This is a genomic window from Arthrobacter sp. NPDC080073, from assembly GCF_040686575.1.
Lineage (GTDB): Bacteria > Actinomycetota > Actinomycetes > Actinomycetales > Micrococcaceae > Arthrobacter.
This window is the reverse complement of record NZ_JBFBKR010000017.1, coordinates 93,020-104,342: the sequence shown is the minus strand read 5'-3', so window position 1 is coordinate 104,342 and position 11,323 is coordinate 93,020. Positions and strand designations below refer to the sequence as shown.

Sequence of the window (11,323 nt, the reverse complement as noted above, 5' to 3'; positions counted from 1 at the left end):
GTCCCGAAAACCCAGACAAATGACAAAGGGCTGGCCCGGAACACATGAACGCCCCGGACCAGCCCCTCAAAGCAATTAGTTCAGCAGTCTCCTAGTCGCGGGCCGCCGTCAGATCCGCTGGTAACGGGAGCGGAACAAGGAGTAGATACCGTAAGCCATGAGTCCGACGCTGACGAACCCCAGCACCCATCCGCCAAACGGTTGTTTCAGGAAGGCCTTGAGCGCCGAATCGAGGCCCCCTTGTTGGGAGGGGTCGTGCGCCGCTGTGGCGATCAGGATGAGCAGGCCGACGGCGCCGAGGGCCACCCCTTTCGCGCAATAACCCACCACGCCCAGCACCACAAACGCATCTCCCAGGCCCCCGGACGGCTTTCCCCTCAGGTTCTTTTCGTATTTGCGTGTGATCCCCAGGAAGACGTACGTGCCGGCTGCCGCCAGCAGCGCCACTCCGATGATCACCAGGACGACGGTGCCGGGACCGCTGGACATGAGGTCTGCGCTGGTCGTACGGGATTTCTCGCTGCTGTTGCTTGGATGGCTGAGCGCAAAACTGCCGAAGGTCACCGCGGCCACGGCGAAGACGATGGCCTGCCCGACTGCCTTGAGCCGGTTCATCCAGGGCTTCGAGCTGCCCCCGCTCCACCCCATCACGGCGTCGCTCGCCATGTAGAGGGCGAGGACGCCGCAGGCGATCAGCCCCGCCCACAAAAGGACGACCCCGCCAGGCGTGGCGGCCATCTGGCTGACCGCTCCGCTTTGGTCGGCTTGGCCGGATGAGCCCAGAGCGATCCCCAAGGCGATAACCCCGATCAGGAGGTGTATCAGCCCTACGGCCACGAAGCCGGCCCGCGCCACCACCTGGACGGTCCGTGAATCCCTTGCGTCGTCTACTGCGTTTTCCACCGAATCGGCGCCGCGGGATACTGCGTTACCGGCCTTGTTCGTATGATCGTCTGCGCCCATGGAGCTCCTTTGGTCTGCCCTCATCTTGCCACCGTGGGCTCCGAAGCGGGAGGGCGCGCCACTACTGGATACGATGAGCGCATGTGGATCGCGTGGATCGAATTCGACATCCTCCTCGGCGAGGTGCACAGCCTGAAGGAGAAACGCTCCCTGGTGCGGCCGCTGATCGGCGAGTTGAAACGGCGTTTCGAGGTCTCTGCCGCCGAGACCGGGCACTTGGACCAGCATCGCCGTGCCCTCATCGGCGCGGGCGCGGTGGCAGCAGACCGTGCGCATCTCGTGGAGGTGCTCGACGCCGTCGAACGCTTCGTTGCCGCGCGCCCCGAACTGGAGCTGCTGAGCGCCCGACGCCGGGACCTCCACAGCGAAGACTGACAACGAACAACGCGGGGTCACTTACGGCCCATCCCGAGGGGATTCTTGGGCCGTAAGTGACCCCGCGTTGGATTAGCCGAAGTACTTCGGCAGCGTGGCCTCGTGGGCTTCGCTGAGAGCGTCCAAGGAGAGCTCGTCCACGCCGTTGATCTCCAACTTGCCGCCGGCAGCGTCGACGACGCCGATCCGGAGGTGGGCGAAGCCGCGGGCGGTGCACATGTCCTTGAAGCGTATTTCCTCGGAGCGCGGAACGGACACGATGGCCCGGCCCTGGGACTCGGAGAACAAAGCCGTGAACAGGTCCACGCCGTCGCGCTCCACGAGTTCGTCCAACGCAATCCGGGCGCCGACGCCGTAGCGCAGTGCGGACTCCACCAGCGCAGCGGCAAGGCCGCCCTCGGAGAGGTCGTGCGCGGCGTCGATCATGCCGTCACGCGAAGCGTTGACGAGGATGTCGCCCAGCTGGCGCTCGATGGCCAAGTCAACCTTCGGCGGCAAGCCACCGAGGTGTCCACGCAGGTTGGACCATTCCGAACCGTCCAGCTCCGCAGCCGTGGTGCCCAGCAGGTAGATGGCCTGGCCGTCTTCCTTCCAGCCGGACGGGGTGCGGCGCGCGACGTCGTCGAGCTTGCCCAGCACCGCAACCACAGGGGAGGGGTGGATCGGCACGGTACCCGTCTGGTTGTACAACGAGACGTTGCCACCGGTGACCGGGACGCCCAGCTCCATGCACGCGTCCGACAGTCCACGAATGGACTCGGCCAGCTGCCACATGACGTCCGGATCCTCGGGGGAACCGAAGTTCAGGCAGTCGCTGACGGCCATCGGGACCGCGCCCGAGGTGGCGACGTTGCGGTACGCCTCGGCAAGTGCAAGCTGCGCGCCGTGGTACGGGTCGAGATAGGTGTAGCGGCCGTTGGCGTCGGTGGACAGGGCCACGCCAAGGCCGGTTTCCTCGTCCACGCGGACCACTCCGGCGTCGTCCGGGAACGCCATGGCGGTGTTGCCGCCGACGTAGCGGTCGTACTGCTTGGTGATCCAGGCCTTGCTGCACATGTTCGGTGAAGCAATGAGCTCGGTGATGGCAGCGGCCAGTTCCCCGGAGGTGGAGGGGCGGCCGGCGTCCTGCACGGAGCCCGTGAAGGTATCGGCCTGGACGGAATCCTGCCATGAGGGGCGGGCGAACGGGCGGTCGTAGACCGGACCGTCGTGGGCAACGGTGCGCGGGTCGACGTCGACAATGACTTCGCCTTCCCACGTGATGATCAGCCGTCCGGTGTCGGTCACTTCACCAAGCCAGGAGTACTCCACGGCCCATTTGTCCATGACCGCTTCGAACGCGGCGACGTTCTCCGGGGTGACAACGGCCATCATGCGTTCCTGCGACTCGGACATCAGGATTTCGCCCGGGGTCAGGGTGGGGTCGCGAAGCAGCACCGACGTCAGCTCAACCTGCATGCCGCCGTCGCCGTTGGAAGCGAGCTCGGACGTGGCGCAGGAGATGCCCGCGGCGCCGAGGTCCTGGATACCCTCAACCAGCGAACCCTTGAACAGCTCCAGGCAGCACTCGATGAGCACCTTTTCGGCGAAGGGGTCGCCTACCTGGACAGCGGGGCGCTTGGAGGGCTTGGTGTCGTCGAAGGACTCCGAGGCCAGCACCGATGCGCCGCCGATGCCGTCGCCGCCGGTGCGTGCACCGAAGAGGACTACCTTGTTGCCCTTGCCGGAGGCGTTGGCCAACCGGATGTCTTCGTGGCGCATGACGCCGACTGCCAGCGCGTTGACCAGCGGGTTGCCCTGGTACACGGAGTCGAAGACCATTTCGCCGCCGATGTTCGGCAGGCCAAGCGAGTTGCCGTAGCCGCCGATGCCGGCAACGGCACCGTGCATGACGCGGGCCGTGTCCGGGTGGTCGATGGCGCCGAAACGCAGCGGATCCATCACGGCCACCGGGCGGGCGCCCATGGAGATGATGTCGCGGACAATGCCGCCGATGCCGGTTGCGGCACCCTGGTAGGGCTCCACGAACGACGGCGAGTTGTGGGACTCGATCTTGAACGTCACGGCCCAGCCGTCGCCCAAGTTGGTGACGCCGGCGTTTTCGCCGATGCCCACGAGCATGTCCTTCTTCATCTCTTCTGTCACCTTTTCGCCGAACTGGCGCAGGTGGTTCTTCGAGGACTTGTAGGAGCAGTGCTCGCTCCACATGACGGAGTACATGGCGAGTTCGGCGCCCGTGGGGCGGCGGCCCAGGACCTTCACGACCTCGTCGAACTCGTTCTGCTTGAGGCCGAGTTCGGCCCAGGGGAGCTCGGTGTCCGGCGTCTTGGCCGCGTTCTCGACGGTGTCGATGTTGAACTTCTTGCCGACGGTTTCAGCTGAGGTAGTCACTGTGCGCCTCCCACGATCTTGTTCAGGACGGAGGTGAAGAAGCCCAAGCCATCCGTGCCGGCGTTGGACTCCGGGCCGAATCCTGGCTCCACCGCGTGCTCCGGGTGAGGCATGAGGCCCACCACGTTGCCGGCCGCGTTGCTGATGCCGGCGATGTCGCGGCGTGAACCGTTCGGGTTCCAGCCGACGTAGCGGAACACGACGCGGCCCTCGGCCTCAAGGGCGTCCAGGGTCTTGTCGTCGGCGATGTACTGGCCATCCTGGTTCTTCAGCGGAACCGTGATTTCCTCGCCGGCCTCGTAATCCGAGGTCCAGAAGGTCTTGTTGTTCTCCACGCGCAGTACCTGGTCGCGGCACAAGAACTTCAAGTGGTCATTCTTGATCATGGAGCCCGGGAGCAGGTGCGACTCGGTCAGGATCTGGAAGCCGTTGCAGATTCCCAGCACAGGCAGCTTGGCGTCGCTGTTGGCAGCATCGATGATGCGGGACATCAGCGGAGCGAAGCGGGAAATCGCGCCGGCGCGCAGGTAGTCGCCATAGGAGAAACCGCCCGGGATGATGACGGCGTCCACGTCGGCGAGGTGGGTGTCCGCATGCCAGAGCGCGACGGCGGTGCCGCCTGCGAGGCGTACCGCACGGGCGGCGTCGCGGTCGTCAAGGGTGCCGGGGAAGGTGACGACGCCGATTTTGGCCCCGAGCAATTGGGGTTCGACGGCCACAGGGGCTCCGCCGATCAAGGGAAGTTCAGTCATGTCAGGCCTCGACGACCTCGACGTTGACGACGTCTTCGATCACCGGGTTGGACAGCAGGGTCTCGGCGGCTTCGCGGGCCTGGGCGAGGATGGCGTCGGTCACCTCGCCGTCGACGGTCAGTTCGAAGCGCTTGCCCTGGCGGACTGCGCTAAAGCTGGTAAAGCCGAGGCGGGGCAGTGCGCCCACGATGGCTTTCCCCTGAGGGTCCAGAATCTCGGGCTTGGGCATGACGTCGACGACGATCCGGGGCATCCGGTAACTCCTGTGCGTGAGCGTTGGTTAAACCTTGGTTAAAGGCTGCCGCGGAGTGGTGCCGTCTCACGCCGGAACTGCCTCCAAACAGTGTTCAGCAACAGTGTTTAACGGCAGTGTCTTACGGAATAAGGGGGGCGCTCCGCGAGCTTGCATGCCCATTCTACCGGCCAAATCGCTACATACCCTATTTGCGGGAGATCGGTGAAGAGGTGGCAACCAGGCAAAAGGTACGCGCCAATTCGCGGCGCCGCCCCGACGACGTCGGGGGTTTTCAATGCCCGACGTCGTCGGGGCGCTGAACGACGGCGGCTCTGGCCGGGGGGTGGTTTGCGTCACTAGGATTGCGGCATGGCCGAGAACGCTAAGTCGATGGTTTTGCCCGTGGTCCTTGCCGCTGTTTTTGCCGGCCTGGGGAGGATGGTTTTCCAAAGGATCATGGCAGGCCGGGCTGCGCGGGAAAACCGCATATCCGTCCCGCCGGATGCATCGACAAGGGCCAAAATCAGCGACGCGTTGCGAGGGATCCGTTCTTAGCGCGGCCCGGGGCGCTGATACCGCACGGAGCGCAATAGGGTACGTGCAAATGCGCTAATCCTCCGGGTTAAAGGTGCGCATTCGGGCGTAGCTTGGAATTGCTGTCAAGGAAATTCCCCGCCCAACAGGAGGAGCAATGACCGAACACGTCGCCGAAGTGTCCGCATGCAGCGTTGGCAGCTGCGGATTCAACCATCATGGCTGCACCGCGTACGGGATCACGATCGGCGGAACCGCAGACCACGCATCATGTGCCACCTTCATTGACACGACGCTCATGGGAGGACTGCCCAAAGTCCTGGCGCATGTCGGTGCCTGCCAGCGCTCGGAATGCACCCACAACAACAACCTGATGTGCGAGGCCCACGATGTCCGGATCGGCCCCGGTGCCGATGCGGCCGATTGCTTGACGTACCAGCACGCCTGAGGCTCTTTTCGACCCTGCCTTCGTCATCAATATCTGAATATCCGCACAGCGGGCACGTCCCTTCCGACGGGGGCGTGCCCGTTGCTGCGCGCGGATGTATTCTGATGCCGAATGACATGACAAAAAACGTGAAATATGTCCTATGTCATATTCAGCTATCGCTCTGTACTCTATGAATCGGCTGGGACTTACCTGATTACAAGAACTGTCAATCGGTGCCCATCCTTAGTTGATTGATCTTGACATAACCGCCACGATCGCCCGGAAAGGTGCAATCACTCGTGAATTCACAAGGAAAGAGCTTCATTGGAAGCGGGGGGCTTCGAAAAGCTGCGGCGTTGGCCGTCGGATTACCGTTTCTGCTCTCCTCGGTGGCATTGACACCCGCCCAAGCTGCGCCCGCTTCCGGCTCAACGGTCTTCGGATCAACGGCTGCGGGGGTTGCCCGGAATGTCGACCCCAAGTCTTATCAGGATGGCCGCTACGTTGTGGTGCTGGCAGAGAAGCCAGCGGCCACTTACGACGGCGGAACGCCCGGCTATGTGCCCACTAAGCCCCAAGCCGGCAAGAAGCTCGACGTCGGCAAGGCCGAAGTGAAGCAGTACCAGGCCCACTTGCAGCAGAAGCAGCAGGACGTGGCCAAGCAGCAGAGCGTGAGCATCAATCGCGACTACACCACAGCCATCAACGGCTTCAGCGCCACCCTGTCCGCGAACCAGGCCGTCAATCTCGCGAAGAACCCCGATGTTCTCCTCGTGGCCCCGGACACGCAGTCGGCTCCGGACTACTCCACTACCGATTTCCTCAACCTCAGCGGACCGAACGGCGTCTGGAATACCCAGTTCGGCGGCCAGGACCAGGCCGGCAAGGGCACCGTGGTGGGCGTCATCGACACCGGCTACACGCCCACAAGCAAGTTCTTCGCCGGCGATCCCGTCCAGCCGCTTGTCGGAGACCCCCAGGTGGGCGTCCCGTACCGCACGAGTGACGGCAAGATCGCCATGCTGAAGGCCAACGGAGATACCTTCGTAGGCGAGTGCCAGAAGGGTACCGACACCGGGGCGGCCTTTGACGGAACTGCCTGCAATTCCAAAGTCCTCGCAGCCCACTACTTCGCAGATGCCTTCCTCCAGACGGTTCCGCCAGCCCAACGGGCACCCAAGGAACAGATCTCCCCCATCGACGTCGTGAGCCACGGTACGCACACGGCCAGCACCGCCGCAGGCGACCCCGGTGTGGAAACGTTCGTGGATGGCCGCAGCTTCGGCAAGACGAGCGGCGTGGCACCAGCTGCCAAGCTCTCGATCTACAAGGTCTGCTGGGAAGACACCGACCCCAATTCGGGCGGCTGCTACAGTTCCGCGGCCATCGCCGCCATTGACCAGGCTATTGCCGACGGCGTGGACGTCCTGAATTACTCCATTTCCGGCGCTACGGACACCACCACGGATCCGGTCTCGCTGGCGTTCCTCTCTGCCGCGTCGGCCGGCATTTTTGTCTCAGCGTCGGCAGGTAACTCGGGTCCGCAGGCCAGCACCGTCAACCACGGCGCACCCTGGATGACCACGGTTGCAGCTACTACCTTCTCCCAGGAGCTCCAAGGAACCGTCGAATTCTCCGACGGCACCAAGTTCCGCGGAGCGAGCATCATGAACCACCAGGTGAGCGGGGCCGGCGTCGTTCTCTCCGCAAACGCAGCCTCAGGTGCCGGCAACGCAGCGCTCTGTGCGCCTGGGTCCCTGGACCCGGCGAAAATCGCCGGCAAGGTAGTGGTGTGTGACCGTGGGGTGGTCGACCGCGTCGCCAAGAGCGCCGAGGTGCTCCGCGGAGGCGGCGTGGGCATGATCCTCGTGAACCTCACCAGTTCCTCGTTGGACACGGACAAGCACGCAGTGCCGACCGTCCACGTGAATCCTCCGGCCTCGCAGGCGATCAAGGACAAGGTCGCGGCGAACCCGGGAATTACCGTTTCCCTGGTTGACCACGACACCACCGGGCTCCCGCTCGAGGCCCAGCCGCAGATCGCCGGATTCTCCTCCCGCGGCCCGCTCCTCGCCACCGATTCGGATCTCCTCAAGCCGGATATTTCGGCTCCCGGCGTTGCTGTACTGGCAGGTGTTTCGCCGATCGGCAGCAACGGTGATGAGTACGGATTCATGTCCGGTACTTCCATGGCATCCCCGCACATTGCAGGTTTCGGAGCCTTGATCCTGGCGAAGAATCCCGATTGGTCACCGGCGATGGTCAAGTCGGCCATGATGACGACGGCGAGTGACGTCAAGCTGGCCAACGGAAGCAAGAACCGGGACGTCTTCGCTACGGGCGCGGGCGAGATGAACCCTGCCAGCGTGCTGGAACCGGGCCTGGTCTACGACGCGGGAACCGAGGACTACCTGAAGTTCATCCAGGGCACCGGCGTCGATCTCGGAAAGCCGGGACTTGGCGCGACACTGCCGCGCGACATGAACCTTCCCTCGTTCGCCCTCGGTAACCTCGCGGGCAAGATCGAGGTCACGCGCACCGTCACCGCCCTGACCCCGGGGCAGTACCGGGCGACAGCCGATGTCCCTGGCGTTGACGTCAAGGTGACCCCGTCCGTGCTGAACTTCAAAGAAGCCGGCCAGAAGAAGACCTTCACGGTGACCTTCGAGAGCAAGAGCGCGCCACTGGGCACCTTCGCGATGGGATCGTTGAAATGGGAAGGCGCCAACAAGTCGGTGGTCTCCCCGATTGCGGTCCGCCCGCAGTCAGTACTGGCATCCAAGAGCGTCGCCTTCACGTCCCAACAGGCAAGCGGATCGGCCGACATCAACATCGTCTCCGGTTCCGACTCACCCACTGCTGTGACCGTTGACGGCCTATCCAAGGCTGATTCCTCGGCCACGGAGCTTGTTCCCGGTCCCGTGGCTGTAGCGAACAATGCTTCGAACTTCGTCAAGACCGCCACCGTTGCCCCCGGAACGGCGTTCGCGAAATTCTCGGTGATTTCCTCCGATCCCACCGCCGATTTCGATCTGTATGTTCTGTCGCCGTCGGGTCAGTTGTTCACGGCAGCGACGCCGAGTGCCAGTGAGTCGCTCTCGCTCGACAACCCGGAACCCGGGACGTACACGATCATCGCGAACCTGTATGCCAGCCCCAACAACCGGCCCACCAAGGCCAGCGTTGATACCGCGATCCTGGGCGCAAACCAAGGCAACGCCACGGTCACGCCCAACCCGATCAACATGAAGAACGGCAAATCCGGAAAGCTCACCTTCGCGTGGAACAAGCTGACTCCGGGCTCCTACATCGGGCGACTCACCTTTGCAGGCACCAGCTCGCCGACATTTGTGTCCGTCCTGGTCTCGGCAAACGGCAGCGTGTCCGTCGCGCCGAATGACGACCAGGAAGGCCAGCACGGCAAGGGCAAACTGCAGAACGAAGGGGAAGACCAGTCGAACAACGCGCTTTAGTGCGGCAGTGATGGTCTGACAGATATGCAAGGCAGCGGCCGGCGGGATATCCCGCCGGCCGCTGCCTTGTGATCCCCCCGGACGCCCGCTCACGTATGTGGTCCTTTTTGCGGACGCCCGCTCAGGTATGTGGTCAAACGGCGGAACCCTGTTGCAGATTATGTGAGCGGGCGTGCGGGTGGGGAGGGGTTGTTTGTGAGCGGGCGTGCGGGTGGGGAGGGGTTGTTTGTGAGCGGGCGTGCGGCTGGGGAGGGTTGTTTGTGAGCGGGCGTTGGGCTAGATGTCTCCCGTTGATCCTGCCACGCCGCCGAGGAGTGCGGCCATGGTGCGCCAACGGGCGATCTCGCAGCCGTCCGTCCGGCTGAAGCGGCTGCTGACCTCGCGACCGCGGAACCGGCCCGTCACCACGGCCACTTGGGGACCGCCGTATTGCTGGGTGCAAATGCGGTCCGGCCGGGGAACCGGAAAGAAGATCTCTTCGCCGAACTGCTCGACGGCGGCAAGCGCCGCGCGGGGGTCCGGAAGCGTTGAGCCTTCGGAGACTTCGCCGCCCGAGCCGAGCAGGACGAACTGATAGTCCGCGGCGCCTGGTGCCTCCGTCAGCGTGATGGTGAGTTCGACGTCGTACTTTCCATTGCTTGAAGTCATCGTTGTCCTTCGAGAGAGGGTGTTTGTGCCAGGATCTCCAGGAGCGGCCGCACTTCGTCGAGCACCCGCGCACGCAGCGCTTGGGCCTCGGCGGCGAAGGCCCTCTGATACTCAACGTACTCGGCCTTGCCTTGCGGCGTCTCGATCCTGATGGCCGGATATCCCCACTCTTCAAGGTCGTAGGGCGAGGCCTGCATGTCCATGGCCCGGATGCGCCAGGACAGTTCGAAGCAGTCCATCACCAGCTCGCTTGGCAGGGCCGGCGCCAGCTTGTACGCCCATTTGTAGAGGTCCATGTTGGCGTGCAGGCAGCCAGGTTGTTCCATAGTGCGCTGGTTGTCCCGCGTAGGGGCGAGTTCGTTGAGCGGGACGGCGTCCGGAGTGTAGAAACGGAAGGCGTCGAAGTGCGAGCAGCGGATCCGGTTGTCTTCCACCACCGTGTCTGTGCCTTCGGAGCCGAGCCGGAGCTTGAGGTACTCGTGGCGAAGATCGAACTTGTCCTGCCGGTAGACCATGGCCCACTCGTGCAGTCCGAAGCAACCAAACTGGGCAGGGCGTGCAACGGTTCCCGCGAGGATGATGCCGGCGAAACGGAGGGCCTCGGTGCGGTCGGCCGCGAACTTTCGGCGATCGAAGGTGACAGCAACGGTACCGGCGGGCAGGCCCGCGGCCGCCAGCGCGCCGTCGTCGAGCGCTTTGTAGTACTTCCACCCGGTCCGCTCCGCCGCTTTGGGGCCGGAGAGGACGATGCCGTCTCCCGGGTGCCAGCGCAGCAGCTGGCCGGGCTTCTGGGTGTAGTAGGTGAAGAGGAAATCTTCCACGGGGTGCTTCTGGCCTGCGGAGCGCCGGGCCAAGTATGGCTTGGCGTAACGCTCAACGCGGGCATGGTGGGCGGCCTCCAGCGCAAGCCATTTCTCTTGCGGGAGGTGCCTGTAGTTAAGCTCCGGCACCGCTGGAACCCAGGATGTCGGCGACTGCGGCCCATGCGGTGATTTCGCAGCCGTCGGTGAGTTTGTAGGAGGAATCGACGCCCACGCCATCCACCGCCCCGGTGACTGTTGCCGTCTGGGGGCCACCGTAGCGCTGGCTGCAGACTTGGTCGCTAGGGCGTGGCGAGCGCGTAAGGAGGGCCGGGTTCTTTTTCAGGGCCGCGCACGCTGCGGCTGCGGTGGGGTGGTGGCTTTCCGCAGCGGGGACGCCGCCGGTGCAGACGAGCGTGTAGCTCTCGGGCGCCGCAGTAGGGGAGAGCTTGACGATGATGGAAAGCTCGGCATCTCCGCGGCCGGGAGAGGTGGGTGTGCCCGGGGTGAAGGATGGGGCCGGTTTGGGAGATTCTGTCTCGTCCGGGAGGAGCCCGGGGGCGCTGCTCGACGGCGAGGACGACGTGCTGCTGCCGGGCGCCGTGCTGCTGGGCGAACCGCCCCCGGGGCCGGGCGTGCAGGCGGCAAGACCAGCGAGGGCGAGGACGGCCAACACAGACCGGACTATTCGCAGGCGCATGGGTTCTCCTTGATTCATGCCA

11 protein-coding genes are annotated in these 11,323 nt (G+C 64.3%); 4 read left to right on the top strand and 7 right to left on the bottom strand.

Annotated features, from left to right (window positions below):
- Positions 1-108: 108 nt before the first annotated feature.
- A complete protein-coding gene (locus AB0O52_RS17855; protein WP_364540241.1) occupies positions 109-963 on the bottom strand; it encodes a DUF1206 domain-containing protein in 855 nt (284 codons plus the stop codon).
- An 81-nt stretch (positions 964-1,044) separates the two neighbouring features.
- Here AB0O52_RS17855 and AB0O52_RS17850 point away from each other — a divergent pair, with 81 nt between their 5' ends.
- Entirely contained in the window at positions 1,045-1,338 is a 294-nt protein-coding gene (locus AB0O52_RS17850) for a DUF503 domain-containing protein (protein WP_364540238.1), read from the top strand.
- 72 nt (positions 1,339-1,410) lie between these two features.
- Here the strand turns inward: AB0O52_RS17850 and purL are convergent, their stop codons facing one another.
- From purL to purS, 3 genes are read right to left on the bottom strand one after another with little or no spacing between them, the layout of a single operon-like run.
- Positions 1,411-3,729 (bottom strand): phosphoribosylformylglycinamidine synthase subunit PurL, encoded by a 2,319-nt coding sequence (purL, locus tag AB0O52_RS17845; RefSeq protein ID WP_364540235.1) that lies wholly within the window; start codon positions 3,727-3,729, stop codon positions 1,411-1,413.
- A complete protein-coding gene (gene purQ, locus AB0O52_RS17840; RefSeq protein WP_364540232.1) occupies positions 3,726-4,481 on the bottom strand; it encodes a phosphoribosylformylglycinamidine synthase subunit PurQ in 756 nt (251 codons plus the stop codon). The genes purL and purQ overlap by 4 nt, the downstream gene beginning before the upstream one ends.
- Position 4,482: 1 nt before the next feature.
- Positions 4,483-4,734, bottom strand: coding sequence for a phosphoribosylformylglycinamidine synthase subunit PurS (purS, locus tag AB0O52_RS17835; RefSeq protein ID WP_028265707.1), 252 nt, complete (start codon positions 4,732-4,734; stop codon positions 4,483-4,485).
- A gap of 351 nt (positions 4,735-5,085) precedes the next feature.
- Here purS and AB0O52_RS17830 point away from each other — a divergent pair, with 351 nt between their 5' ends.
- The 3 genes from AB0O52_RS17830 (at position 5,086) to AB0O52_RS17820 (ending at position 9,153) form a co-directional block, all read left to right on the top strand.
- A complete protein-coding gene (locus AB0O52_RS17830) occupies positions 5,086-5,271 on the top strand; it encodes a hypothetical protein (protein WP_364540229.1) in 186 nt (61 codons plus the stop codon).
- 136 nt (positions 5,272-5,407) lie between these two features.
- A complete protein-coding gene (locus AB0O52_RS17825) occupies positions 5,408-5,698 on the top strand; it encodes a DUF1540 domain-containing protein (protein WP_364540226.1) in 291 nt (96 codons plus the stop codon).
- Positions 5,699-6,036: 338 nt separating this feature from the next.
- Positions 6,037-9,153, top strand: coding sequence for a S8 family serine peptidase (locus AB0O52_RS17820; RefSeq protein ID WP_364540261.1), 3,117 nt, complete (start codon positions 6,037-6,039; stop codon positions 9,151-9,153).
- Between the two features lie 276 nt (positions 9,154-9,429).
- Here the strand turns inward: AB0O52_RS17820 and AB0O52_RS17815 are convergent, their stop codons facing one another.
- Genes AB0O52_RS17815 through AB0O52_RS17805 form a run of 3 tightly spaced genes read right to left on the bottom strand, consistent with a single transcriptional unit; the run spans position 9,430 to position 11,301 of the window.
- Positions 9,430-9,801: a serine protease inhibitor gene (locus tag AB0O52_RS17815; RefSeq protein WP_364540224.1), complete on the bottom strand. Its 372-nt coding sequence runs from the start codon at positions 9,799-9,801 to the stop codon at positions 9,430-9,432.
- On the bottom strand, positions 9,798-10,841 hold the full coding sequence (locus AB0O52_RS17810; protein ID WP_364540221.1) for a 3-methyladenine DNA glycosylase: 1,044 nt from the start codon (positions 10,839-10,841) through the stop codon (positions 9,798-9,800). Before AB0O52_RS17810 ends, AB0O52_RS17815 begins: the two co-directional genes overlap by 4 nt.
- Positions 10,738-11,301 carry an SSI family serine proteinase inhibitor gene (locus AB0O52_RS17805; RefSeq protein WP_364540218.1) on the bottom strand — a complete coding sequence of 188 codons (564 nt, stop codon included), beginning with the start codon at positions 11,299-11,301 and terminating at the stop codon, positions 10,738-10,740. The genes AB0O52_RS17810 and AB0O52_RS17805 overlap by 104 nt, the downstream gene beginning before the upstream one ends.
- Between the last annotated feature and the right edge of the window lie 22 nt (positions 11,302-11,323).

What these genes read in the sequence shown, in the direction of transcription:
- AB0O52_RS17855 (WP_364540241.1), bottom strand. Translation starts at nt 963, where the DNA reads ATGGGCGCAGACGATCATACGAACAAGGCCGGTAACGCAGTATCCCGC.
- AB0O52_RS17850 (WP_364540238.1), top strand. Translation starts at nt 1,045, where the DNA reads ATGTGGATCGCGTGGATCGAATTCGACATCCTCCTCGGCGAGGTGCAC.
- purQ (WP_364540232.1), bottom strand. Translation starts at nt 4,481, where the DNA reads ATGACTGAACTTCCCTTGATCGGCGGAGCCCCTGTGGCCGTCGAACCC.
- purS (WP_028265707.1), bottom strand. Translation starts at nt 4,734, where the DNA reads ATGCCCCGGATCGTCGTCGACGTCATGCCCAAGCCCGAGATTCTGGAC.
- AB0O52_RS17830 (WP_364540229.1), top strand. Translation starts at nt 5,086, where the DNA reads ATGGCCGAGAACGCTAAGTCGATGGTTTTGCCCGTGGTCCTTGCCGCT.
- AB0O52_RS17825 (WP_364540226.1), top strand. Translation starts at nt 5,408, where the DNA reads ATGACCGAACACGTCGCCGAAGTGTCCGCATGCAGCGTTGGCAGCTGC.
- AB0O52_RS17815 (WP_364540224.1), bottom strand. Translation starts at nt 9,801, where the DNA reads ATGACTTCAAGCAATGGAAAGTACGACGTCGAACTCACCATCACGCTG.
- AB0O52_RS17810 (WP_364540221.1), bottom strand. Translation starts at nt 10,841, where the DNA reads ATGGCGTGGGCGTCGATTCCTCCTACAAACTCACCGACGGCTGCGAAA.
- AB0O52_RS17805 (WP_364540218.1), bottom strand. Translation starts at nt 11,301, where the DNA reads ATGCGCCTGCGAATAGTCCGGTCTGTGTTGGCCGTCCTCGCCCTCGCT.